At 70.4% G+C, this 24,815-nt stretch carries 22 protein-coding genes and 2 pseudogenes; 19 read left to right on the top strand and 5 right to left on the bottom strand.

All coding sequences use genetic code 11. The features are described from left to right. The first annotated feature begins 10 nt into the window (after positions 1–10). The 3 genes from V2J85_RS01230 to V2J85_RS01220 are packed head-to-tail and all read left to right on the top strand — an operon-like array spanning position 11 to position 2,548. Positions 11–1,888, top strand: a complete 1,878-nt coding sequence (locus V2J85_RS01230) for a lasso peptide isopeptide bond-forming cyclase (RefSeq protein WP_330820344.1) — start codon at positions 11–13, stop codon at positions 1,886–1,888. After that, entirely contained in the window at positions 1,872–2,123 is a 252-nt protein-coding gene (locus V2J85_RS01225; RefSeq protein ID WP_261953563.1) for a lasso peptide biosynthesis PqqD family chaperone, read from the top strand. Before V2J85_RS01230 ends, V2J85_RS01225 begins: the two co-directional genes overlap by 17 nt. Next, positions 2,120–2,548: a lasso peptide biosynthesis B2 protein gene (locus V2J85_RS01220; protein WP_330820343.1), complete on the top strand. Its 429-nt coding sequence runs from the start codon at positions 2,120–2,122 to the stop codon at positions 2,546–2,548. The genes V2J85_RS01225 and V2J85_RS01220 overlap by 4 nt, the downstream gene beginning before the upstream one ends. Before the next feature lie 14 nt (positions 2,549–2,562). Here V2J85_RS01220 and V2J85_RS01215 read toward each other — a convergent pair whose 3' ends face one another. Then, positions 2,563–3,747, bottom strand: coding sequence for an RNA polymerase sigma factor (locus V2J85_RS01215; RefSeq protein WP_330820740.1), 1,185 nt, complete (start codon positions 3,745–3,747; stop codon positions 2,563–2,565). A gap of 17 nt (positions 3,748–3,764) precedes the next feature. Further along, complete coding sequence (locus V2J85_RS01210; RefSeq protein WP_261953565.1) at positions 3,765–4,172, bottom strand: YciI family protein; 408 nt, start codon at positions 4,170–4,172, stop codon at positions 3,765–3,767. A 121-nt stretch (positions 4,173–4,293) separates the two neighbouring features. Here V2J85_RS01210 and V2J85_RS01205 point away from each other — a divergent pair, with 121 nt between their 5' ends. From V2J85_RS01205 to V2J85_RS01170, 8 genes and pseudogenes are all read left to right on the top strand, one after another. Continuing rightward, complete coding sequence (locus tag V2J85_RS01205; protein ID WP_330820342.1) at positions 4,294–4,524, top strand: hypothetical protein; 231 nt, start codon at positions 4,294–4,296, stop codon at positions 4,522–4,524. A gap of 12 nt (positions 4,525–4,536) precedes the next feature. Beyond that, a pseudogene (locus V2J85_RS01200) lies at positions 4,537–4,824 on the top strand (CHAT domain-containing protein); the annotation flags it as partial. 138 nt (positions 4,825–4,962) lie between these two features. Continuing rightward, on the top strand, positions 4,963–5,901 hold the full coding sequence (locus V2J85_RS01195) for an NAD-dependent epimerase/dehydratase family protein (protein ID WP_330820739.1): 939 nt from the start codon (positions 4,963–4,965) through the stop codon (positions 5,899–5,901). An 8-nt stretch (positions 5,902–5,909) separates the two neighbouring features. Continuing rightward, positions 5,910–6,851, top strand: a complete 942-nt coding sequence (locus V2J85_RS01190) for an RNA polymerase sigma-70 factor (protein ID WP_330820738.1) — start codon at positions 5,910–5,912, stop codon at positions 6,849–6,851. 19 nt (positions 6,852–6,870) lie between these two features. Continuing rightward, positions 6,871–7,461: an NADPH-dependent FMN reductase gene (locus tag V2J85_RS01185; RefSeq protein WP_330820341.1), complete on the top strand. Its 591-nt coding sequence runs from the start codon at positions 6,871–6,873 to the stop codon at positions 7,459–7,461. 21 nt (positions 7,462–7,482) lie between these two features. Beyond that, positions 7,483–8,178: pseudogene (locus tag V2J85_RS01180) on the top strand (NAD(P)-dependent oxidoreductase). Between the two features lie 352 nt (positions 8,179–8,530). Further along, positions 8,531–10,258: a mycolysin gene (locus V2J85_RS01175; protein WP_330820340.1), complete on the top strand. Its 1,728-nt coding sequence runs from the start codon at positions 8,531–8,533 to the stop codon at positions 10,256–10,258. Between the two features lie 318 nt (positions 10,259–10,576). Then, the gene (locus V2J85_RS01170) at positions 10,577–11,200 is read left to right on the top strand and encodes a hypothetical protein (protein ID WP_261953570.1); all 624 of its coding nucleotides are present in this window, start codon (positions 10,577–10,579) and stop codon (positions 11,198–11,200) included. A 79-nt stretch (positions 11,201–11,279) separates the two neighbouring features. Here the strand turns inward: V2J85_RS01170 and V2J85_RS01165 are convergent, their stop codons facing one another. Further along, a complete protein-coding gene (locus V2J85_RS01165) occupies positions 11,280–12,569 on the bottom strand; it encodes an alpha/beta hydrolase family protein (RefSeq protein WP_330820339.1) in 1,290 nt (429 codons plus the stop codon). Between the two features lie 984 nt (positions 12,570–13,553). On the opposite strand from V2J85_RS01165, the gene V2J85_RS01160 reads away from it, so the two are divergent. The 5 genes from V2J85_RS01160 to V2J85_RS01140 all read left to right on the top strand — a co-directional run bounded on the left by V2J85_RS01160 (position 13,554) and on the right by V2J85_RS01140 (position 20,220). After that, entirely contained in the window at positions 13,554–15,872 is a 2,319-nt protein-coding gene (locus V2J85_RS01160; protein WP_330820337.1) for a methyl-accepting chemotaxis protein, read from the top strand. Between the two features lie 13 nt (positions 15,873–15,885). Next, on the top strand, positions 15,886–17,223 hold the full coding sequence (pgsB, locus tag V2J85_RS01155; RefSeq protein WP_330820336.1) for a poly-gamma-glutamate synthase PgsB: 1,338 nt from the start codon (positions 15,886–15,888) through the stop codon (positions 17,221–17,223). Then, the gene (locus V2J85_RS01150; protein WP_261953574.1) at positions 17,220–17,702 is read left to right on the top strand and encodes a poly-gamma-glutamate biosynthesis protein PgsC/CapC; all 483 of its coding nucleotides are present in this window, start codon (positions 17,220–17,222) and stop codon (positions 17,700–17,702) included. Before pgsB ends, V2J85_RS01150 begins: the two co-directional genes overlap by 4 nt. 119 nt (positions 17,703–17,821) lie before the next feature. Next, the gene (locus V2J85_RS01145; RefSeq protein ID WP_330820335.1) at positions 17,822–19,720 is read left to right on the top strand and encodes an ArnT family glycosyltransferase; all 1,899 of its coding nucleotides are present in this window, start codon (positions 17,822–17,824) and stop codon (positions 19,718–19,720) included. Between the two features lie 209 nt (positions 19,721–19,929). Further along, entirely contained in the window at positions 19,930–20,220 is a 291-nt protein-coding gene (locus V2J85_RS01140; protein ID WP_261953576.1) for a hypothetical protein, read from the top strand. 182 nt (positions 20,221–20,402) lie between these two features. On the opposite strand, the gene V2J85_RS01135 is transcribed toward V2J85_RS01140, so the two are convergent. Next, positions 20,403–21,587 (bottom strand): PucR family transcriptional regulator, encoded by a 1,185-nt coding sequence (locus V2J85_RS01135; RefSeq protein ID WP_330820334.1) that lies wholly within the window; start codon positions 21,585–21,587, stop codon positions 20,403–20,405. Between the two features lie 318 nt (positions 21,588–21,905). Between V2J85_RS01135 and V2J85_RS01130 the strand changes: the two genes are divergently transcribed. From V2J85_RS01130 to V2J85_RS01120, 3 genes are read left to right on the top strand one after another with little or no spacing between them, the layout of a single operon-like run. Further along, positions 21,906–22,043, top strand: a complete 138-nt coding sequence (locus V2J85_RS01130) for a hypothetical protein (protein ID WP_261953578.1) — start codon at positions 21,906–21,908, stop codon at positions 22,041–22,043. Positions 22,044–22,093: 50 nt separating this feature from the next. Next, a complete protein-coding gene (locus V2J85_RS01125) occupies positions 22,094–22,747 on the top strand; it encodes a carboxymuconolactone decarboxylase family protein (RefSeq protein WP_261953579.1) in 654 nt (217 codons plus the stop codon). Between the two features lie 4 nt (positions 22,748–22,751). After that, positions 22,752–23,561, top strand: coding sequence for an SDR family NAD(P)-dependent oxidoreductase (locus tag V2J85_RS01120; protein WP_261953580.1), 810 nt, complete (start codon positions 22,752–22,754; stop codon positions 23,559–23,561). 310 nt (positions 23,562–23,871) lie between these two features. Here V2J85_RS01120 and V2J85_RS01115 read toward each other — a convergent pair whose 3' ends face one another. Continuing rightward, positions 23,872–24,480, bottom strand: coding sequence for a hypothetical protein (locus tag V2J85_RS01115; protein WP_330820333.1), 609 nt, complete (start codon positions 24,478–24,480; stop codon positions 23,872–23,874). Positions 24,481–24,815 lie beyond the last annotated feature (335 nt).

Genomic DNA, 24,815 nt, shown 5'->3' with positions numbered 1-24,815 from the left:
GTAAGCACAGATGACCGGTGCTGGGTTCGTGGTCCTGCCGGATGCGGCGTCCGCGGTAGAGGTACGTGCGGCGGTGCCCTGGCCGGCGCCCCAGGTGCTCTCGCACGCCTCTGGACGTCCGTGGCTGGTGGGCAGGTGGCTGCCTGACGCGGTTCAGGTGGCCACGGCGGGCCCGGTACGGGTGGCGGTGATCGGGATCTGCCCGGTCACCGCCACGCGGTTGTCCGAACTCACCGCCCGTATCCGCACCAGCGCCGACATCGACGCCCTGGCGGCGGCCCTGCCGGGATCGTGCTACGTCATCGCCTCGCTCGACGGACAGGTCCGCGTACAAGGCAGCATCACCGGGCTGCACCGGATCTTCCACACCCACCTCAACGGCCTGCCCGTCGCCGCCGACCGCGCTGATGTGCTGGCCACGATGACCGGTGCCGGAATCGACGAACGCGCCCTGGCCCTACGCCTGGCCTGCGGCGGACTCGTTCCCCCGCCGCTGAGCGACACACCCCTGTGGTCAGGCATCTCCCCACTGCCCGCGGACCACTACCTGCTACTGCAGGACCAACAAGCCCGGCAGGTCCGCTGGTGGCAGCCACCCACCCCCGACCTCTCCCTCGCCGCGGGCGCAACGGCCCTGCGCGAGGTGCTGGAGACGGCCATGGCCGGCCGCGCGCCCTCCGCGGGCCGGCTGAGCAGCGACCTGTCCGGCGGCATGGACTCCACCTCCCTGTGCTTCCTCGCCGCCCGCACCACCCCCGACCTGCTGACCTTCCGCTGGGGCGAGGCCGAGGCCGGCAACGACGACGCGGCCTTCGCCGCCCACTCCATCGACGCCCTCGACCGGGCCGAGCACCTCGTCATACCCCCGGCCGACCTCCCGGCCCTCTTCACCGACCCGGCCACCACGACCGAGTTGGAAGAGCCCTACCCGTTCGTCCGCACCGGCGCACGTACCCGCCACACCGCCCGGTTGCTCGCCGACCGCGGAGTCCACCGCCATCTGGCCGGGCACGGCGGCGACGAATTGTTCACCCCCTTCCCCGGCTATCTGCACCCGCTGCTGCGGCGCCGCCCCGTCACCGCGCTGCGGCACGTCCGCGGTTACGCCGCCCTCAAGCGCTGGCCGCTGCTGCACACTCTGGCTGCGCTGACCCGCCCCGGTCACCAGGCATCGTGGTGGCGCGCCCAGGCCGACCACCTCACCGACCCACCGTCGCGCAAGCGCCGCCCCAGTCTGGGCTGGGGTCTGTGGCCGCTGCGCGCCCCGGCCTGGGTCACCACCGAGGCCATCGAGACCGCCCGCGCCGGCCTCGGCCGGACCGCAGCCCAGGCAGAGCCGCTCTGCACCGACCTCGGTCAGCACCAGACCCTGCTCGCCGTACGCACCGCCGCCCCCTGGTACCGGCTGCTGGCCCGCCCGTTCGCCGACGCCGGCGTCCAGCTCGACTCGCCGTTCTTCGACGACCGCGTCGTCGAGGCCGTGCTCCGGGTGCGCACCCACGAACACGCCGGGCCCTGGCACTACAAACCCCTGCTCGCCCACGCCATGCGCGGCATCGTCCCCGACACGGTGCTGGGCCGGTCCACCAAGGGCGAGTTCAGCGAAGAGGCCAGCACCGGCCTCCGCCGCAACCTGCCCGCCCTGCTGGAGTTGTTCGAGGATTCGGCCCTGGCCGCCCACGGCCTCATCGACCCGGCCGTACTGCGCACCCAACTGCTGGCCCCCCAGGCGACCAACGCCATGAACATCGCCCTGGAACCCCTCATCGGCTGCGAAACCTGGCTGCGCGCAGCCACCCGGCCCACCGCACCCACGCCCGCTCGATCCACGCCCATCCGACCCACCCCCGCCCGAAGGACGACCGACACCCATGCACCTGCACCCTGACGTGGTCTCCACCGACACCGACGACGGCACCGTGCTGCTCAACCAACGCACCGGCCGCTACTGGCAGCTCAACACCACCGGCGCCCACGTACTGCGCGAACTCCTCGCCGGCCACACCCCGAACGACATCGCCGCCGACCTCGCCGCCCGGCACCACATCGACTCCACCCGAGCCGAACAGGACGTCACCGCGGTCCTCACCCAGCTGCGCACCGCCGACCTGGTGACCACATGAGCCTCCCCGTTGCCCTGTCCGAACGACCCCGCCTGCCCCTGCACCGCCGCCCGGTACCCCTGCTGGCCGTCGCCGCCGCCCGCCTGCTGGCCAAGCTGAAACCGGCCCGCCTGCGCCGGATCCTGGAATTCGCCCGCCGCGGCGCCCGACCTGCCACCGCCGAACAGGCCCTGGCCGCCCGCGAAGCGGTCGTCGCCGTCAGCCTGCGCTGCGCCGGCCAGGGCTGTCTGCAACGCTCCATCGCCACCGCTCTGCTCTGCCGCCTGCGCGGTGCCTGGCCCACCTGGTGCACCGGTGTGCGCACCCACCCGTTCGCCGCCCATGCCTGGGTCGAGGCCGACGGCCACCCCGTAGGCGAGCCCCACCCCAAGGGCCACTTCAAACCACTGATCGCCGTGCCACCCCTCCCGCCGGCGGGGGAGTAGCTGAGCGCCACCCGTCAGCGACTCAGGCGCGCGTTGACCCGGGCGGCCTGGCGCGTCAGGTGGTCGCGCTCGGCGAGGTTGGGTGCCTTGTGGGCCGCCTCGGCGTACAGCCGTGCCGCAGTCGCCAAGTCGCCGTCGCACTCGTGGAGGTAGGCGGCCACCGCGGTGTGGCGGGGCAGTGCGTCGTCCAGCTCCGCGAGCGCCGCCAGGCCGGCGCGCGGTCCGTCCGCCTCGCCCACGGCGACCGCGCGGTTGAGCCGGACGACCGGGCTGTCGGTCAGGCGCGTGAGCTCGTCGTACCACTCGACGATCTGCACCCAGTCGGTCTCCTCGGCGGTGGGCGCGTCGGCGTGGAGGGCGGCGATGGCGGCCTGGGCCTGGAACTCGCCCAGCCGGTCGCGGGCGAGGGCCGCCTGCAGGATCTCCACGCCCTCGGCGATCAACTTCGTGTCCCACCGGGCGCGGTCCTGCTCGGCGAGCGGCACCAGGCTGCCGTCGGGCGCGGTCCGGGCGGCTCGTCGGGCGTGGTGGAGCAGCATGAGGGCGAGCAGCCCGGCCACTTCGGGGTGGTCGATCGTGGCCGCGAGCTGCCGGGTGAGCCGGATGGCCTCGGCGGCCAGGTCGACGTCGCCGGAGTAGCCCTCGTTGAAGACCAGGTAGAGGACGCGCAGCACGGTGGCGACGTCGCCGGGCCGGTCGAACCTTCCCCCAGCTCTCGAATGCGCTCGAGCAGGGGATAGCCCAACATCGGAGACGGTGCGCTTGGCCCGGCTGATGCGCTGCGCCATGGTCGCCTCGGGCACCAGGTAGGCCTGGGCGATCTGGCGGGTGGTGAGCCCGCCGACGGCGCGCAGCGTGAGGGCGACCGCGGACGCAGGTGTCAGCGACGGGTGCGCGCACAGGAAATAGAGCTGGAGTGTGTCGTCCGCCGCGGGCACGGGCCCGGACGCCGGCTCCTCCTCGACGCGTTCCTCACGCCGGCGGCGGGCTGCGTCCGCCCGGGTCGCGTCGAGGAACTTGCGCCAGGCCACGGAGACCAGCCAGCCCTTCGCGTCCCGCGGAGGGTCGGCCGGCCAGACGCGAACCGCCTCGACGAGCGCGTCCTGCACCGCGTCCTCGGCCGCCGCGAAGTCGGCTCCGCGGCGGACGAGGACGGTGAGCACACTCGGCGTGAGGCTCCGGATCAGGGCCTCGTCCATCTGGGACACCTGCGGGGTCACTCCGTGATGGTGGGGGGCGCGGTCAGGAACGGGCGCAGCTCCAGCCACTCGTGGATCGGCTTCCCGCCCGCCCCGGGGGCGGCCGACAGTTCCCCGGCCAGCTCGACGGCCCGCTCGTAGCTGTCGACGTCGATCACCATCCAGCCGGCGATGAGGTCCTTGGTCTCGGCGAACGGACCGTCGGTGACCGGCGGGCGGCCCTCGCCGTCGTACCGGACCCACTTCCCCTCGGGGGCGAGCGCCTGACCGTCGACGAACTCGCCGGTCTTCTCCAGCCGGGCCGCGAAATCGTTCATGTACTGCACGTGGGCCGAGATCTCCTGCGGCGTCCACTGATCCATGGGCACGTCGTTGACCGCAGCCGGAGCGCCGCGGTAGTGCTTGAGCAGCAAGTACTTGGCCATGGTGTCTCTCCTCGATGCTGTTGCGACCCATTGTGGCCGCGTTCACTGCTGGGACGGAGCCGGCCACGCGTTCTCGACATCGCCGTCAGAAATTTTTTTGGGCTCTTGTGGGGGCTCATCGATGAGCCTGGGTGAGCCGTCTCCCGGCGTCCGGGTCCACGGCGTGGCGCAGGGGGAGAGGGCGGCTCGCCCACACCTCGCACGGTCTGCCATCGCGCACTTCGCCTGCCACGGCACCAGCGACAGCACCGACCCCTCGCAGAGCCGGCTGATCCTGGACGACCACGCCACCGCCCCGTTGACCGTCTCCGCCCTCGGCCGGGTCAGCCTCGACCACGCCCAGATGGCCTAACTATCCGTCTGCAGTACCGCGCACCCCGGCAGCTCCGACCTGATCGACGAGGCCATCCATCTCACCAGCGACTTCCAACTGGCCGGATTCCCCCACGTCATCGGGACTCTGTGGCCGATCGACGACCGCTTGGCCGCCGAGATCGCCGACTCCTTCTACACCCATCTGACCACCGGTACGCCAGGCAGGCTCGATCCCGCACTGGCCGCCACCGCCTTGCACCGCACCCTACGGACCGTGCGCGACCGCTACCCGGCCACCCCTTCCCTGTGGGCGGCATACCTCCACGCCGGCGCATAACCGGGCCTCGTTGGGCGCGAACTCCCGTAGACGTCGCTCCTACGCGACCACATTTCCCATCGTCCTGCCCCCCATGTCACAAACGGCCCGGCTGTCTTGTCTTGTGTGGTGAAGACAGACGCTCACGTCAGGAAGGTGATGGGCATGCGGGTGTTCGTGGCAGGCGGGACGGGGGTCCTGGGGCGGAGGCTGGTGTCGCAGCTCCTGGACCGTGGCCACCAGGTGACGGCCACGACCACGAGTGCGGCCAAGCTGGGACAGCTGGCGCAGATGGGCGCGGACGGTGTGGTGATGGACGGGTTGGATGCGGCGTCGGTGGGTGAGGCGGTCGCCACGGCGCGGCCGGAGGTGATCGTGCACCAGATGACCGCGATCTCCACTGCGCACGCCGGCAAGCCCGATATCAAGCATCCGGACCGTTGGTTCGCCCGCACCAACCGGCTGCGCACCGAGGGGACGGACCACCTGCTGGCGGCGGCCGAGGCGACCGGTGTGCCCCATGTCGTCGCGCAGGGGTACGCCTCGTGGAACGGCATCCGCGAGGGCGGGTGGGTGAAGAGTGAACAGGACCCGCTGGACCTGCTGGAGGGGACGGCGGCGCACGTGGGGTTGAAGGCGTTGAGTCGGGTCGAGGACGTGGTCCTCAAGGCCGGCGGTGCGGTGATGCGCTACGGCGCGTTCTACGGGCCGGGGGCCATCGACGACCAGGTCGAGCTGGTGCGCAAGCGGCAGTATCCGCTGGTGGGGCGGGGTACCGGCTACAGCTCGTGGGTGCATCTCGACGATGCGGCGAGCGCCACCGTCCTGGCTGTGGAGCAGAAGGCGACGGGCGTGTTCAACATCGTCGACGACGAACCGGCGCCGGCGAGCGACTGGTTGCCCCACCTGGCGGCGTGCGCGGGCGCGAAGCGGCCGATGCGCATCCCGGTGTGGCTGGCCCGGCTGCTGGCTGGTGACCAGGCGGTGGTGATGATGACCGAGGGACGTGGTTTCTCCAACGCCAAGGCCAAGCGGGAGCTCGGCTGGCAGCTTCGTCATCCGTCGTGGCGGCAGGGCTTCAAGGAGGAGCTGGCGTGACCGGAATGATGGAAAAGGCCGAGGAATTCGAGGAGTTGCGGCCGCTGCTGTTCTCGATCGCCTACCGGATCCTGGGCAGCGTGACCGAGGCGGAGGACGCCGTCCAGGAGACCTGGCTGCGCTACGAGGCGTCCTCGACACCGCCGGTCTCGGCCAAGGCGTTCCTGTCCGCCGTGGTCACCCGCATCTCGATCAACGTGTTGCACTCGGCCCGCGTCCGGCGCGAAGAGCACGTCGGGCCGTGGTTCCCCGAGCCGCTGCTGAGCGATCCCTACCAGGATCCGGAGCGGTCGGCGGAGTTGGCCGACTCCGTGTCGATGGCGGCGCTGCTCCTGCTGGAGCGGCTCACCCCGCTGGAGCGCGCGGTGTTCGTGCTGCGGGAGGTGTTCGAGTTCGGCTTCCCGGACATCGCCTCGGCGGTGGGCCGCTCACCGGCCGCGTGCCGTCAGCTGGTGGTACGGGCCCGCCGCCACATGGACGCCGGCCGGCCCCGGTTCGAGGCCGACCGGCGAGAGCACGAGGAACTCGCGCTGCGGTTCTTCGACGCCTTCACCGAAGGGGACATCGACGGGGTGCGGGAACTGCTCGCCGCCGACGTGCAGATGGTCGCGGACAGCGGCGGCAAGGCCCCGCAGTGGGCCGGCGGCTTCTTCGGCGCCGACCATGTGTCCCGGGTGCTCGCCGCCCTCGTCGCGTCGTTCGTCCGTATCGGCGGGATCGTGGAACCGCACCAGATGAACGGCCAGCCCGGCGCGATCTTCCGCGACCGGGACGGCAAGGTCATCCACACCTGGACCCTCGACATCCTCGACGGGCAGATCCAGACGATCCGCACGATGAGCAACCCCGACAAGCTCGGGCATGTGGGCCCCGTAGCGGATGCCTGGGCGGTCCTGCGTGAAACGCGGCAGGCACGCCGGGACGACACACATACATACACAACCACCTGAACAAAAGGACCGGCCCAAAATGACCAGGATCGGCATCATCATCGGCAGCACCCGCCCCGGCCGCAATGGCGACCGGGTGGCCCAATGGGTACGGGACCTGGCCGCCGAACATGCAGGTTGCGTCGGTGACTTCGAGCTCGTGGACCTGTCCGACCACGCGCTGCCGCTGCTCGACGAAGCCATTCCAGCGGCCCAGGCGCCGGGCCGCCAGCCGCACACCCGGCGGTGGGCCGAGCGGATCGGCTCGTACGACGCCTACATCTTCGTCACTCCCGAGTACAACACCGCCCCGCCCGCCGCCCTGACCAACGCCATCGACTACCTCTACGCGGAGTGGGGCGGCAAGCCGGTCGCCTACGTCGGTTACGGCGTCTTCGGCGCGGTCATGGCGGTGCAGAAGCTGCGCGCACAGGCGGGCGTGCTGCGGATGGCAGACATCGGGCCCCAGGTGGCGCTGTCGCTGCGCGAGGACTTCGTGAACTTCGCCGACTTCCGGCCTCGGGAACTGCACACGGCGGAGGTGCACCGGCTGGTCGACGAGCTGCTGGCGTGGGCGCAGGCTCTCGGCCCGCTCCGTACGGCTGCCCGGACCGCTGACCACACCGCGTAGCAACCAGGGAGAACAGTCGTCGTGCGTATCACCGTCTTCGGAGCCAACGGCCCCACCGGCCGCCTCCTCACCGGCCAGGCACTCGCCGCCGGACATCGGGTCACCGCGGTCACCCGGCAGCCGGACTCGTTTCCCCTGCACCACGACCGGCTCGACGTCGTCGGTGGCGATGTGCTCGATCCAGTGGCCGTCGACGCCGCCGTGGCGGGTCGGGAGGCGGTGCTCTCAACCCTCGGGGTCCCCGCCGGGAAGGAGCCCATCAGCACCTACTCGCGCGGAGTGGCCGACATCGTCGCGGCGATGACCCGGCATTAGGTGCGCCGGCTCGCCGTGGTCAGCTCCAGCGGGGTCGCTCCGCACCCGTACTCCGAGGGTGGGCTGCTGTTCCATCACGTGCTTCTGCCCTACGTGACAAGGGTGTTGGGCAAGACGCTCTACGACGATATGCGGCGGATGGAAGTGCTGGTGCGAGCCAGCGGTCTGGACTGGACGATCGTGCGGCCGAGCGGTCTGTTCCACCTGCCGTCGGTCACCGACTACACCGTTGTCGAGGGCCACGCCGACGGCAGGTTCACCGCCCGGGTGGACCTGGCCGCCGGCATGCTGGCTCTGCTGGATGACGACCGCCATGTGCGCACCACTGTCAGCGTCATCACCACCGTCGACAACCCCACCTTGCTCCACTGGATCCGCCGGGAAGCTCTCTCCAAGAGCTGAGCCGATGCGTACGCACCGCCGTGCGCACGTGGTGGGCGAGGTGGCGACGTCTGCGGTCGGGGGCCGGAGCCCTCAGTGTGATCCACATGCACGGAGCGTGCCCCATCTGCCCTTCGTTCGCGGGTAATTCGCACCTGATCCACATTTTCCTCCTTGAGCGATGACATGCGCAGGCCCTCGGTATATGGTTCGGCCACTGTCACCCAGGGTGGTGCTCTGGCCAACGGTTGATCCGATGGTTGAACGTCGCCGTGCCTGGGGTGCAGTGCCCTACCCCCCTCAAGCTCTGCCCGCGTGCACCGGACCCGGTCATGACCGACCGGGTCCGTGCGCGCCGCTGAAAGGCATGCCCATGTCCCGAATACGGGTCACCAGACCCGCCGCCCTGACCGCGCTGGCAGGCGTTGGAGCCTGTCTGGCGGTCGTCGTCGTGCCGTCCGCGTTCGCGGGTACGACCACCCCGGCCGGCAGTACCTGCACGATCCGTCCCGCGGCGAAGGGCTCCGAGGCGCCGCTCAGCTGCCTCGGCGTCACCGCTTCTCTCGACCACCTGCCTGCTGTCGGCGAGCAGGCCACCCTCACCGTGAACGTCCGGGCGCAGGCCGACGTCAAGCACGCCGGGCTGTCGATCCAACTGCCGCCCGCGATCCGGGTGACTGGCAACGACTCCGGACTCACCGCACCCACAACGGACGCCTTCGGCCAGCGCACCAGTCGGACGCTCGCCCTCACCCCCGGCACCCGCACCGTCAAGCTCAAGGTCAAGGCCGTCGCCGCCGGGCCCGCCCAGATCCAGGCGGACATCAGCGACATCGACCGTCCCGACCCGCGCCGCGCCGGGCACGACTCGTTGGAACTCACCGTCGGCACGTCCAAGGGCTCCTCCGACAAGGGCGTCTCGGTCACCAAGGCCGACGCGGCCCCGGTCCACCGCCCCGGCTCCGGCACCCGCAAGGCGCGCCCGGTCACCCCCAAGGCCGGCCCGGCTCCTGTCTCTTCCCGTGCCTCGGCTGCCTCGGCCCCGGCCTCCCGGCGCTCCGCCGCCGCGACCGCGTCCAACGCCCAGGTCTGCGTCGGCGGCACCTTCCGCAACCGATTCCAGTCCGCCGAGGGCGGCAGTTGGAACGGCAAGGCCAACCGGGACGAGCCGGTCAGCAACGTCAACATCACCCTGTGGGGCAAGCCGACCGCCAACAGCGGTACGCAGAAGCTCGCCACGGGGATGACCGGCAACGGCGACGGCAGGTTCAACCTCTGCTACGCCCCGAGCGGCTCCGTCATCTCCCAGGCCTGGGTGGAATTCCAGACCCAGGCCGGCCGCATGTGGTCGGTGGTCGACGGCAGCGGCCGCCTCTACTCCACCGCCACGTACTCGCTGAACAACATCTCGGGCAACACCAGCCTGGGCAACGTGTACGCCAACGAAGGACAGAGCCGTGCCTGGCACGCGCTCGACACCCTCAACAAGCTGTGGTGGAACCGCGGTTCCACGACCAACTGCTGGGCGAGCAGCCAGCAGGACGGCCGCTGCACCCCCATCACCGTCCAGTGGTACCCCGGCTCCACCGACGGTACGTACTGGACCACCAGCGACGACAAGATCCACCTCGCGGACAGTGACCCCGACTCCGAGCACACCACCGTCCACGAGGCGGGCCACGCCCTCATGGGCAAGCTCTACAAGGGCTGGTGGCCGAACGTGAGCAACTGCTCGCCCCATTACGTCAATCGCACCTCCTCCACCAGCTGCGGCTGGACCGAGGGCTTCGCCAACGCGGTGGCGTTCCACACCTTCAACGACACCACGTACTACTGGGGCAACGGCAGCTCCATGAACCTCGCCAATGACCGCGCCACGAACGGCATCGATCCGGGCGACGCCTGCGAGGCCCGCGTTGCCACCGCGTTGGTCGACCTGTGGTCCAAGGTCGACGGCGGCTGGACGAAGAGCAACAGCATGATGTCCCGGACCTGGCAGTCCAGCTTCCGTGAGTACTTCGTCGACGACCGGCCCGATTACGGCCTGGACAGCGGCTCGACGGCCCGGAACATCCTCTACAACCACACCATCCAGTACTGACACAGGCACTGACTGCTGTCAGCTGGAGGGACCCATGGACCGGGCCGCAGGCGGCCCGGTCCATGCGCGTGTTCCCACTGATTCCCACGGAAGGTCCCGTGTGCGTCGTGGGCAGCGGTTCTGGGGCCGGCCAGGCCCTTCAGGGCCCCCGCATCGGCCTGGGGGACCGCTCCTCCTTCCGCCGTGCGGCGGAGGCGTACCGGCCTGTGGTGCGATGTGGCGATACGGGTGCGGACGGCACCGTGGTGAGCAGCCGGGAACCTCCCGGGTGACGGACTCGATGACGGTCCGCCCACGCCACTTCCGTTGGAGGAAGCCATGCTCCCCACTCGCGCCCGCATTCGCCGCCCCTTCCTCGTCGCCGCCACGGCCCTCACCGTCGGCGCGGCGACCGCACTGACGCTGGGCACCACGGGCGCGGCCACCGCGGCCGAATCCGCCGCCGCAGCCCCCGCGGCAACCGGGGCCCATGCCGCCCGCCACACCGTCGACGAACCGCTGCTCAAGGGCTCGGCCAAGCTCAAGCGTCAGCCGGGCGACAACGTCCACTTCACCATCGACGCCCATGGATTCGCCGACAAGGCACGCGGCACCTTCTACGTGAGCCACCACATCGGCAAGCAGTGGGGCGGCTACTTCAAGGGCCGTATCGACTGCCTGGTGACCGGTGGCCCGGTCGCCGTCGCCACCGGCATCGTGTCCGAGTCGCATTTCCGGGGCGCACCGGGCATGCCCACGATCGGCGACCTCAAGGGCAAGCGGTTCGGCTTCACCGTGCTGGACGACGGCAAGAAGGACCGACTGGGCTACAGCTGGGCCATGGACGGCCTGCCGATGAACAGTGTCGGCAAGTGCCTGGGCTCGGCCCCCTTCGAGACCCTGGCGAAGGGGGACTACACGGTTCACCACTGGATGCCGCCGCGCAAGCCCGCCAAGCACTGACTATGGACGCCCGTACTGGACAGTGACGGCGTATCAGGTGTGGCGTGCCGGACCTGCCGCGACGGCATCGGAACGGCGTTCAGCGCACGAAGTGGATCTCCGGGAACCGGCGCGAGGGACCGTCGAGCAGGGGGCTCTGCCGGTGGCGCAGATGCTTGTCGAAGAAGGCCGCGAGGTAGGTGCGCTGGACTGCGATGGAGCGGTTGGGATCGATCGTGCCGAGTATCTGCACCAGTTGCTCAGGGGTCAGCCGGAACGCGCCCGCTGCCTGGGGGAGGAGGACCTGGTTGTCGACGAAGGAGTTGTGCGCGGAGCCGAGCAGTTTCAGGTCGAGGCGCTCTCCGTGCAGGTGGTCCCAGAACTTCGCCCAGCTCCGGTCGGTGTTGCGGTTGTGGTTCTGGGAACTGAACAGCAGGAAGGGGCGCTTGAGCGGCTGGTTGGTGGACGGCCCGAAGAATTGCCCGTCCAGGTTCGCGCCGGCGTCGATCCTGGAGTCCGCATGCATGGCCGCGGGCACCGCTCCTCCGCCGAGGGAAGCGCCGAACATCCCGATGCGGTTCATGTTGACGGCCTTGGAGAGTCCGTGGGGGAGCGGCTGGTGGTCCACGTCCGGATTGTGGCCGCGGGCGAGCGACGCCAGTTGATTGATGACGAAGTGGGTGTCCGCCGCCCGGACGGCGATCGTGTCGGACGAGTGGGAACCCGGCGGCATGGTGTTCACCTCCACCCGCCCGTCGGGGAACTCCACCTCGCTGGCATCGTGGGTGTGGTCGATGGTGACCACCATGTAGCCGCGACTGGCCAGGTCCTGGGCGAGGGCGGTGCCCATCGCGCGGGGTGAGTGGAGCCCGGTCGAGTACAGCAGCACAGGCAGTTTGCCGGCCCCGCGGTCAACCGGTGCGCCGAGGTGTCCGGCAGTGGTGGGCAGGGTCACCGAGCCCGGCGGCACCTGCGCGCGGGCCAAGTAGTGTGCGGCGGCGGCTGGTTGCAGCCAGGGCGCGGCGGGGTAGCGGTCGGTGTCCGTGGCCGGGTACCACACCGAGACCATCAGCTCGCGCGGCTGATTGCCGGGCACCCACGGGTCCACGCGCGACGTGTCGCGCAGGTGGAGGTCGACCGTCCCGACGCGATGACGTCCGGTCGGCGCGGGGAGAGTCAGCTGACCCGGAGCCGGCGCCGGGTCCAAGGCCGCTGCCGTGTCCGAGGACGGCGCAGTGTCCAAGGACGCTGCCGTGGTCAGGGGCGCACTGGTGGTCTTCTCCGCGGCGGTGGCCGGGGCGACCCCGGCGCCCAGAGCGAGGGTCAGCAACCCTGTGGTGCCGGCGACCCGGGCGCGCAACCGACTCTGGCGCCTTCGTGCGTGTTTCATGGGCAGCCCCTCCATGGTGGTGATCGCCTCGTGGCCAGCGATCGGCTGGCGATCAGCGTAGAGGGCAGTTTGCCATGGCTCTGCCAACCCATCGGAATGGGTAGGGAGTTATCCCCACGACGGTTGGTGAGCTGGGCGCTGCCGACGCGTCCGGAAATGCACGGTGGCGACTTCAACCCCGTCCGTTGCCGGTCCCCTGCGACCGGCCATTTCCCCGGAATCGTCTGCCCAGGCAACGACCTCTCGGTGTTCGTGGAGTCTGCCCTGAGGTGAGCGGCGTCGAGTGGCGATACGGGACACGGGCGGGAGGGATTTCCTGGTGCGACAGGTGGAAGCGGGCAGTGCGCGGCAGCTCGGGGCCCACGGCCAACCGTCGCAGCAGCAAAGGCCCGAGCTGACGGAGGGGCGGCGTAACCGGCCGCTCCGTCGCCTCGGCGCAGTGACTGTCGGGGTGTCATCCCCGGTCAGAGGGCCTCTTCTGGAGCGACTGATTCACGCCAACATGGAGTGGCGGCCAGCGGATCCGGGATTTCGGCAGCGTTGCTCATCGTTTTCACTGAGCGTTTTTGTTACGCGGCAGTTCGTGACCGCTGGGGCTCGCCGGCGGTCCCTGCGGGTTAGTGGATTCTCCGAGAGGGTGCGCTTTCGGGGGCGGTCTTCGGACGGGTACGCCACCGTGTGTGACTTGGCGAATGCGGACGGAAAGGTACAGGCAATTACCCCTGCCTGACAGGGTCGTTGGGAATTGCGCCACACCGGAGACGAGACCGGAGAGGCATAAGCTACCTTTCCCGAGAGCGAGTTGAGTGCAGTTCCTGTGAGCCGGTATACAGGGCCCAGCACGAAAAGACTTGTGATTATCTTGTGCCCCCGTATTCATTCTGGGCGAGTCGCCGCACGGCCATCCCCACACGCCGAGAGGACGCTGCTCTGCACGCTGTTGCCCGCGCGCCCCGCCCGCACCGCACCCGACGCCGCGCCGACATGCCTCTGCTCGGAGGCGTCCGCCCACCGATCGCCGCACTGCTCTGCGCCCTGCTGGCAGTCGCCGGGTTCACCGCACTCGGTCTCGGTACCGTTCACGAACAGGATGTCCCACAGGCGCTACGCGACAACGAACGCCAGATCGCCGAGGACGCCGCCGACTCGGTCGGGACCTCCATCGACGCCAGGGCCACGGCAGTGCGCCGCGCGGCGGCGTCGGACGCCGCCGCCGGCAGCACCCCGGCGGCGCTGCTGCGGTCCCTTCTCCCGACCAGGCACCCTGCCGGAGGCGGTGTGCTGCTCGACCCGCGCACGGGCCGACCGCTGGCGGCCAGCGGCGAAACCGTGCCGCTGACCGGGGTGGATGCGGCGGCGCTGGTGCGGCCCGATAACGCCAACATCGCGCCGCGGCTGGTCCTTTCGGGCAGTGGCGAACCGCGGCTGTTGCTCTTCGCCCGGGTGGCCGTCCCCGCACCGGGCGCCAAGCAGGACGAGAACCAGGATCAGACAGGCGACCTGAGCGGCAATCGGAACGAACGCCAACTCCTCCTCGTCGTCTCGGAAAAGGTCGCTGCTCCCTCGGTGTACGGAGCGGGGCGCACCGGCCAACTGGTGGACCGGAACGGCAAGGTGCTTGCCACCGCCGCCACCACCGGCCCGGCGCTGGCGCTCCGTACCGACCACCGTGCGCTGCCGGCCGCTGCGGTGAACGCCGCGAACGCAGGTCTCCACACCGGCGACGTCTCCGGCAGCGTGCTCGGCGACGGTCGCGACGGGCAGCGCAGGGTCACGGGGTGGGCATCGGTCGCCGCGGCGGACGGCAAGGGCGACACATCGGGCCTGGGACTGACTGTCCTCACGGCCAGGGATGTGCCCCCGGCGAAGGAGGCAGCCGACCATACCTGGTTCGCCCTCGTGACCGCGGGTGCCCTGGTGGTGATCGCCGTGCTGGTCACCCTGGTGCTGTGGAGGGGCGTGCAGCGTGCCCTGCTGCGGCTGCATCTGTCCGCTGCCCGGCTGGCCAGGGCGGTCGGCGAGATGCCCGCGGGGAGTGCGGAGTTGGGGCGTCCGGTGCCGGTCGTCGCGTTCGGCGAGCCCGGCAGGGTCGGCCGGGCATTGGAATCGATACGCCGCCAACTGCTCGGCGAGACCGGACCGGAACCCCTGCCGCCGGTGCGGCGCCGTCCCGGTGTCCGGGCTCTGGTCCTTGTCTGCGCACTCGTGATCGCCGCATGGGGGACGCCGCTGCTGTTCCTGCTCAACCGCGTACCGGCAGGCAAGGCAGTACCGGCAGCCGCCGTCGCCGACCAGCAGGCCCGCACCGAGGCCGCCGCTGACCGGGTGCAGCGATCCCTTGGCCGGAGCTGCACCGACCTCGCGGCGGCGGCGTCAGCGATCTCCGGTGCGCCACGCGAGCGGGCGGCGGAGGTGCTGCGACGCGAACGCGCCGACCACCCCACGTTCCGGTCGCTGTACGTGCTGGACCGCACCGGAGCCGTCGTGCTCCGAGTGGGCAAGCAGCCACTGCGCACCCTCGACCATACGCCGGCCGGCGACGGAATCATCCAGGCCAACACCTCGGGCACGATCCCCGCGATCGCCGCCTACGCCCACATCCCGGCGGCCCGCAAGGCCAAGAGCACCGAGGACGCCGTCCCGGCGGTCGTCGTCGCCGAGATCGGCGTGAACGCGCTGAACTCCCAGGTCGCGCGACAGGGGCTGGGCAGTGTGTGGCTGACCGACGAGCGCCAGAGGGTGCTCGCGGCGAGCATCGGCTTCCAAGCCTTCCAGGCTCTTCCCCACCGGGGCCTCACCCGTCTGGTGGCCAGGACCGAGGCGGCCCCCGGCAGCGCGGGCGGCCCGGCATCGGCCGTACTGCACGCCGGGACGGCCCCGGGCGAGGGCCCGTCGATCGCGGCCGCAGCGCCACTGGCACAGAAGGGACCGGTCGCCGCACTCGGCTGGCGGGTGGTTTCCGCCGAGCCCGCCGCAGCGCTCAAACTGGCGGCCTATCAGCTGCAAGCACGGACCATGCTGGCCGGTCTGCTCGCCCTGTCTGTGGGGGTGGCATGTCTGGGCTGGCTGCACATCGTGGTGGTCAGGCCGCTGCGCGCCGTCACCAGATGCGCCGAGCGGCTGGCCGGCGGTGACCGTCGCACCGTGCTGTACCCGGTTCACCACGACGAGTGCGGCTCGGTCACGCGCAGCCTGGAACTGCTCCGGCAGGCACTGGTGGACCGGGACCGCGGCGGCGGAAGCGCGTATGTGGCCCCTGTTCCTGCCCCCTCGTTCCCGCGCGGCGGCCCGCCGCAGCAGTGAAGGACCGACTGACGTGCTTTTCCTCTACGTTGTGCTGCTGTTGAGCTGTGCCGCGCTGCTGGTCGCCGGCGTGCTGGAGCAGCGGCGCCACTACGCCGCGCTGGCGCAGATCCCCACTCGGGTGCTGGTCAACGGCATTCGCGGCAAGAGCTCGATCACGCGACTGTGCGCGGGGGCGCTGCGCGGCGGTGGTCTGGTCACCGTGGCCAAGACCACCGGCACCGCGGCCCGGTTCATCCACCCGGATGCCACCGAGGAGCCGGTGTACCGCAAGTTGGGCATCGCCAACGTCGTCGAGCAGATCGGCATCGCCCGGCGCGCGGCGGCATACCGTCCGGACGCTCTGGTGATCGAGTGCATGGCGGTGATGCCGGCACTTCAGGAGATCAATCAGGAGAAGCTGATCCGTTCCACCATCGGCGTGCTGTGCAACGTGCGCGAGGACCATCTCGCCGAAATGGGGCCGACGTTGGACGACGTGGCCCGTTCGCTGTCCCGGTCGATGCCGGTCGGAGGGGTCTGTGTCACCGCCGAGCGCGAGCGGCTGCACATCCTCAAGGAGGAGGCGGACAAACGGAGCTGCCGCCTGATCTCGGTGGATCCGGAGTCGGTCACGGATGAGGAGCTGCGTGGGTTCAGTTGGTTCACGTTCAAGGAGAACGTCGCCATCGCGCTGGCAGTGGCCGAACTGCTCGGTGTGGACCGGGCCACCGCCCTGCGCGGTATGTGGGACGCGCCGCCGGACCCCGGCGTGCTCTCCGTCGAGCGCTATCGCACACCGGACGGCAAACGGCTGCGCTTCGCCAACGTCTTCGCCGCCAACGATCCCGAGTCGACGTTGATGAACGTCCGCCAGCTGGAGGACCTCGGTGCCATCCGCCGCCCGCTGAACGTGGTCATCAACTGCCGACCGGACCGGATCGAACGCAACGGTCAGATGGGAGCGATCATCCCCGCCCTGGACCCGGAGGCGGTCCTGCTCATCGGGCATCCGACCAAGAGCGCCCGCGACGGCATCCCACCGGGCTGGTCGTCGGGGCGGGTGGTGGACCTGGGCGGCGACCGGCGCGACGCACCGGAGCTGACCCGCGCCATCCTCGCCGAACTGGGCCCGGATTCCTCGCTGGTGGCGGTCGGCAACATCCACGGCCAGGGCGAGCTGTTCCTGGAACACCTCGCCAAGCTGCCGGCTGACGACGCCGACGAGCCGCTTCCGGTCGCGCCGCCGCCCGAGCCGCAGCCGTACAGCTGGGTGGCGTCGCTGAACCGCCCCAGGCCCCGCCCGCATCTCCCCAGTCCCGCCTCCGTCCACGCCGACGCCCGGTACCGGTCGACAAGGAACCCCCTGTGATCCCCGTCAACGTCACCCCGCAGACCATCGCGCTGGGGATAGCCCTCGGACTGGTCTTCTCACTGGTCTGCTATCTGACCACCAACCTCTCTCCCGGCGGCATGATCACCCCCGGCTGGCTGGCGCTGACCCTCGTCACCGATGTGGTCCGGGCCGCGATGGTGATCGGGGTCACCGCGCTCACCTATCTCGCGACCAAGCTGCTGCAGCGCCATGTGATCCTTTACGGGAAGCGGCTGTTCGCCGCCGTGGTGCTGTCCGCCGTGCTGCTCCAGACCACGGTGCTGCTCGCGCTCCAGCACGAGTTCCCGCTCCTTTACACCGCCCAGACACTGGGCTTCATCGTGCCCGGCCTCATCTCGTACCAGTTGGTCCGCCAACCGTTGGCCGCCACCGTTATCTCCACCACGGCGGTGACCCTCGGCACCTATGTGGTGCTCGTCGCCGGGTTGCTGCTGGGAGCGCTGCCCACCGGCTGAGCCGCGCCGTGCCGCCCGCGTCCGCCGCGCCCCTCACACGTAGAGGAGGCCCTCATGGGTCCGCGAAACCGACGAACGATCACCGCACCCCAGCCCCACCTCCCGTGAGAGAACCTGCCATGGCCACCACCACCCTCGCCCGGGACCCCGCCCGCCGTCGCCGGCGCACCACCGGAGTCCGCCAACGTGCCTTGGCGAGCTGGGAGTTGTCCGCCCTCCTGCTCATCCTGGCCACCGCCGCGGTGCTCTACGCCTGGGGCATCGACCATGCCGGGGTACACCCGTACTACAGCGCGGCCGCGCGGTCGATGGCGGCGAACTGGCACGCCTTCTTCTTCGGCGGGCTCGACCCGAGCGGCTCGATCACCGTGGACAAGATCCCCGGTGCGCTGTGGCCGCAGGCCCTGTCCGTCAAGCTCTTCGGACCGCACAACTGGGCCGTGGTGATGCCGCAGGTACTGGAGGGCGTACTGGCCGTCTGGACGCTGCACAGGATCGTCCGTGCCTGGGCCGGTCCATGGGCAGCGCTGCTCGCCGCGCTGGTACTCACGCTCACCCCGGTCACCGTCGTACTCGACCGGCACACCATCCCCGACACCCTGCTGGTCCTGCTGCTGCTCCTCGCCGCGGGAGCGCTGCAGAAGGCCGTCGCCACCGGGAAGCTGCTGCCGCTGCTCGTCTGCGGGGTGTGGGTGGGACTGGCGTTCCAGGCCAAGATGCTCCAGGCATGGCTCGTCCTGCCGGTGTTCGCCGCGGTGTACCAGATGGCGGCGCCCGGCTCCCGGTGGAACCGGGCCCGGCGGCTGCTGCTCGCCGGGGCCACCGCACTCCTCGTCTCCTGTTCCTGGCTGCTGCTGGTGTGGGCGACCCCCGCACCGAACCGTCCCTACATCGACGGCACCACCAACAACAACCCCTTCACCCTGGTCTTCGGCTACAACGGGCTGAGTCGCTTCGGCCACGACCCGAACGCCCTGGGCGCCGTCGCCGGCACCGCAGCCAGTCGCACCACCGACAACACCGGTTGGACCATGCTGGTCAACGAGACCGTGGGCCCGCAGATCGCCTGGCTCCTGCCGCTCGCCGTGCTGGCCCTGGCGCTGGGCGTGTGGTGGCGCACCGGACAGCCGCGCACCGACGGGCCACGGACCGGGTTCCTGCTCTGGGGCGGCTGGCTGGCGATGCACATCGTGGTGTTCAGCAACTCCAACGGCAACCACGGCTACTACACCGCCGTACTGGCCCCGGCCCTCGCCGCGCTGACCGGCGGCGGAGTCGCCCTCTTCTGGGCCGAGTACCGCGCCGGTGGCCGCCGTCGAGCGGCGCTGCCCCTCGCCATCGGGCTCACGGCACTGTGGGCCGTGGCGATGGAAGGCCCGCACAGCGACTTTGCGCCCTGGCTGCTGCCGATGGTGCTGATGCTGGGACTGTGCGGGACCGTCGGCCTGTGCGCCCGCGGACCACGCACCACGCGACGGGCGGTGCACAGTGCCCTGGCAGCCTCCCTGGCGTCCGTACTGCTCGCCCCGGCTGTCTGGGCCGCCTCCTGCCTGGACCCGCAGTACGCCGGCTCACCGCTGTCGCCGCTGGCCGGACCGGTGGGACCCGACTACCGCGACCGGCCCCACCATCGCCCCACCTTCCGGCGATATCCCTTGAGCACGCCGTCCCGGCGGGACGCCGCATTGTTGCAGTACCTTTCCGCGCACCGTTCCGGGGAGAAGTACCTGCTCGCCACCCAAGCCGCCTACGGTGCCGAGCCCCTGCTGCGCGCCACCTCGCACCCCATACTGGTCATGGGCGGCTTCACCGGCCTGACCCCCTATCCGGCCGCACGACAGCTCAGTGACCTGGTCTCGACCCGTCAACTGCGTTACGCCCTGCTGACCACGCGCCGCTCGTCCACACCGGCGACGGCCTGGGTGAAGAGGAACTGCACCCCCCTCTCCCCACGCACCTACGGCCGCACCTCGGACGGAAGCTTCACCCTCTACGACTGCGCTCGACGAGCCGACTGACCGGGACACGGGGTGCCCAGCAGAAAGCTGGGAGTGCCGGCCCGGATCCCCACCCGGACGCGCCAGGGCGTCGTCCGCCGGGCCGCTGACCAGCGCTTTTGTGTCGACCGGCGCACCGGAGCCTTCTGCGGTAGTTTTTTGTTGAATCGCCTGTATCCAGCCTGTCCCGCTCGTCAGCGGGCGGGAAGGCGAGCAAGGAGGTGCGCACCATGCGCGCACAGCACATCAAGCGCTCGTTGGCGGCCGCTGCCGCCGGCGCCGTGCTGGCCGGCGGCGCTGCCATGGGAACGGCCGGCACCGCAACGGCCGCTCCGGCCGCGGCCACCACGACCGTGGCGAACCAGCACGCCCAGTGTGTCTGGCACAAGGGCTACTGGATCAAGCACTGGCAGAAGGGGCACTGGGAGTACCGGTGGCACAACGGGCACTGGAACAAGTACTGGAAGCCCGGCCACTGGGTGAAGTTCTGGCACGGCGGCTACTACATCTGTAAGCGGTGAACCGTCGACTGACGGCTGACCGCTGACGGTGCCGCCCGCGGCGATCCACGCGAGCGGGCGGCCTCCAGCTCCCTTACTCCCTTGCCGGGGCCGCCGCCCGTGGCGAGCTTTCGGTGCCTGCCGTCCCGCGGATGGGTCGCCGATGGCCGCCGTGCCCACGTCGAGGGCGCACTCGTTGTGCGTCAGTCCAACGACGGGTTCGGTGACCACGGCCCCGGCCGCAGCTCGCGTGCCGCCAGCGCCCAGCTGATCTCCACTGTCGTGTCCGGCGAGTCGAGATGGACGCCGGTCAGTTCCTCGAAGCGCCGGAGGCGGTAGCGGACCGTGTTGACGTGGACGTGCAGGATCCGCGCGACCTCGCCGAAATGCCGCCCCGTCGCCAGATACAGCCGCACCGACTCCTCGATGAGCGTGCCGAACTCCCCTTCCGCCTCAAGCGGTCGCAGATAGCGGGCAAGGAGCATTCGGGAGAGTTCCGGCTCGGCGACGACCGCCGCTCGCCAGGACAGATCGCCCAGGTCGTACACGCCGCGCAGGCCGTAGGCACCGGCCGCATCGAGCAAGCGGCCGGCGGTGCGGAACGACCGGTGGACCTCACCCAGTTCCGTCGGCGGGCCGAGCCCCGCGGTCACCTCCAGTTCGCCGATGACGGGCCTTGCCGCCACGACTCCCGCGACCGTCTCGTCCAGTACGGCGAGCATCGCGGTGCGGCCGTGCGGACGGCACAGCGCTTCCAATGCCTGTTCCAGCCGGTCAAGGCCGAGGCCGCCGCTCGGCAGGGCCCTGACGGCCTGGTAGCGCTGCGACGGGTCCAGTCCGTAGATCGCGGCACCGCTGTGGATCTCCACCGTGCTGAGCGTGCCGTAGAGCAGGCCGCGCAGAAAGTCCGCGCGGCGACGGGCATCGAACAGGGCCGCGGTGACTTCTGCCTGGCGATGCACCGAGGCGATCTGCAGGCTTTCGGTGTCGGCGAGTTCCCACAGCGCCGTGGTGCGCTCGACAACCAGGAGGGGGTCGAGTCCGTGGCGGGCCGCTTCCGACAGGAACAGATCGCGTATCGCCCCCAACGCCCCTCTGAAGGCGCGCAGGCCGTCGTCGAGCGGCACCCCGCGAGCCGCCCGGTCGCGGGCGACATCCGCCTCGTCGATGTCCTCGGGCGCGGGCACCCAGCCGTCGCGCAGCACCGCGAGCGCGCGCCTGAAGTGCCGGTCCCACACCTCCTCGATCAGCTCGCGAGGTACGGCGCGGTAGGACGGGATGCGGTCGGCCAGGCTCGTGTGCAGCCGATCGCCGACCTCGTCCGCCTGGGCGCGCATGGCATCGATCACCGCCTCCAGGGCCGCTGCGGCGACCTGCTGTCCGGCCATGCACCTCACCTCTGACTTCGCACCTCGGTTGTAGGGGCGAACAATATGCCTGCCGTCAACCTTTGCCGAAGTGCCATCGACAGTGAGCCCGCGGGACCCGCACAGTGACTGACCAGCGGGACATCCGGTCGGCAGGCCAACGCGGTGCCGCAGGCAAAGGAGATGCCGTGGACGAGGCAACGGGCGTGGAAGATCAGGTCGCCGTCGTGACGGGAGCCGACTCACGGGGCGACGGCATCGGGAACGGCCGTGCCGCGGCAGTGCTGCTGGCCCGCGGCGGCGCGCGGGTCGCGCTGGTCCGATGGCCGCCACAGGGCAGTGACGGACGAGGTGCACGAGATCCGCCGCGAGCGGTCGTTGCTCGGCACCGAAGGCACCGAAGGCACCGAAGGCACCGAAGGCACCGAAGGCGCCGCCTGGGACGCGCCACGGACGACGTGGCGCGCAAGCCAGTGACATACGGACGATTTCCCAGTTCTTCCGAAACGAACAGTATGGAGGTTGCCATGACCACGAAGGACGACTCGTTGCGCGGTGGTGCCGCCGGAGCCGGACCCCGTCTCGCCCCGCTGGCCGAGGATGAGTGGGACTCCCGGACCCGCCAGCTGCTCTCCCTGGTCGCCCGGGATGCCGGAGGCCGGGTCCCCAACGTCTTCACCACCCTGGTACGCCATCCCGATCTCTACGAGCGGTTCATGCCCTTCGGCGGCTACCTGCTGCGCAGCGGCCGCCTGTCGGGCCGGGTTCGTGAACTGCTGATCCTGCGTACCGCGTTGAACACCCGGGCCTCGTACGAATGGGGGCGGCACGTCCCGCTGGCGAAAGAGGCCGGCGTCACCGATGCCGAGATCGAACGCGTTCTCTACGGGCCGGACGCCGACGGATGGGCGGAGCTCGAAAGCCACCTGCTGCGCGCCGCCGATGAACTCCACCGCGACGCCCGGCTCTCGGACGCCACCTGGGAGGCTCTCTCCGCCCACCACGACGATGCCGACCTGGTGGAAATCACCATGCTCGTGGGCCAGTACCACATGGTGGCGTTCCTCTTGAACTCGGCCGGTACCGAACTCGATCCCGGTTTCGGCGCGGCGGCGTTCCCCGCATCCGCCGAGGGCACCACGGGGACCTCCAACCCGGCTCGCTCCGCCGAAGGAAAGTGAGGGCATGAGCGACGTGCAGCAAGCACCCACCACTGCCGCTCACCGCTTGGCCGGCCGCAGGGTGCTGGTCATCGGCGCGGGCACCCGGCCCAGCGACGACCCGGAGGCTCCGGTGGGCAATGGCCGGGCCATTGCCGTCCTCGCCGCACGCGAGGGCGCGGCCGTCGCCTGCGCCGACATATCCGCCGAGGCCGCCGGGGCCACCGCCGGGCTCGTCGGTGCGGAGGGCGCCGACGCCCTCACGATCGTGGGTGATGCCACGGATCCGGAACAGGCCTCCGCGATGATCGCCGAGGCCCGCCGCCGCCTCGGCGGTCTGGACGCCCTCGTGGTCAACGTCGGCGTCGGCCTGGGTTCCGGACTGGCGAACACCTCGCCCCAGGACTGGGAACGCGTGCTCTCGCTCAACCTGGATGCTCCCTTCCTGGCAGCCAAGCACGGCCTGCCCGAACTCGCCGACGGCGGCGCGATCGTCCTGATCGGCTCGGTCGCCGGCCTTCGTGCGGCCACCAACTCCCCCGCGTACGACAGCTCCAAGGCGGCGCTGTTCGGTCTCGTCCGTCATGTCGCCAAAGAAGGCGCCCCACGCGCCATCCGTGCCAATCTCGTCGTCCCCGGCCTGATCGACACCCCGATGGGCCGAGGCGCCTCCGCACGGCGGCCCGCGAGAACCGCCTCGTTCGAACGCATCCCGCTCGGCCGCCAGGGCACAGCCTGGGAGGTGGCCGAGGCCGTCACCTTCCTGCTCTCCGACCGAGCCTCCTACATCACGGGACAGAGCCTGGTGGTGGACGGCGGGCTGAGCGCCGTCTGAGACGAGGAGAGCGGGGCGACCGCCGTTGCGGTCCCGACTACCGGCAGTTGTTCCAGATCCACGTCCATCCGGACGCTTGGGGACGCGGAACAGGCGGCGCCTTGCACAGAGCGTTCACCGACCGGTTGTTGCGGGCGGCTTCGCCGGCGGGGTTTTGGAGGCATGGGAGGCCAACACCCGGGCCCGGAAGTTCTACGTCAAGCACGGCTGGCGTGCGGACGGCGGGCGGCGGCCCGGCCCCGGAGGAACCGACTACGCGCGGATGCGGTTGCGGCTCAGCTCAGGTTCCTCGGCCGGAGCGGTCCTGAGTTCAGGCAGCTCCGGATGTGTTGCCGGATGTGGTGCCGGTTGTGCCGCGGCGTTTGCGATACGCGATGGTCAGTACGGCCAGCAACGGTCCCCACAGGCTCAGCGGGGCGTAGCAGAAGTAGTACCAGGCGGCTTCCCAGCCGGTGGCCAGGCTCGGGGAGCCGACAGGCAGGTCGTTGCCTTGGATCGTGGTGCCCCTGAACTCGGAGACGAGGAACAGGAGGGTGAAGACGAGCGTGAGGATCGCGGAACCGATAGCGGCTGGGATCACCGCCGCCATCGTCGGGACCTGGCGACCACGAAGGAACGGGACCCAGTTCGGGAACACCTCGCCCCAGCGGGCGATCAGGCCGATCGCGGTGAAGGCGAGAACCTCGGACAGGACCGACAGGAAGATGATGTATGCCCGCTCGCCGAGTGCGATTCCCTGGTCGAAGGCGGCCGGCAGCCGCCAGATACCGGCGGGCAGGACGGTGCACGGCACGGCGTAGGCGAGGAGTTGTGTCCGTCGGGATACTCCGGCAACGGGACCGTGGGCGGCCCGCCATGCGGCGCGAAGTCGTCCGGGGCGGGCGGCAGTGGGTTCTTCTGCGTGCCGGAGCTGCTGCATGTCTGTCCTCGATGACTGGGCCGGTCCTGAACGTTCCATGATGGAGATGAAGATGAAGATGCCAGTCAGGGACGAGTGCTGAATCGCCCTGTGGGAGAACTCGGCTCCGCCGTACGGCCGATGGCGACTGCGACCGCAGGATGACGGCAGCCGGGGTCGTGATGTCAGAGGGGGGCGAAGGCTTCAGCGATCGCTTCCCTCCGCAGGCGCCTACGCCGAAACGAGGCAGACGCCCGCGTGATCAGTGTCAGGCGTGCGGAGGCACAGCGCTCCCTGCAATCGCCAATTCATTGGTGGACCGCGCCGGTGGGGCCAGGGGTCGGTTGGTCCTGCGC

Source organism: Streptomyces bugieae, from assembly GCF_036352915.1.
In the GTDB taxonomy this organism is placed as follows: domain Bacteria; phylum Actinomycetota; class Actinomycetes; order Streptomycetales; family Streptomycetaceae; genus Streptomyces; species Streptomyces endophytica.
Note: the sequence above shows the minus strand (reverse complement) of the source record. Positions and strands in the feature narration are given on the sequence as shown.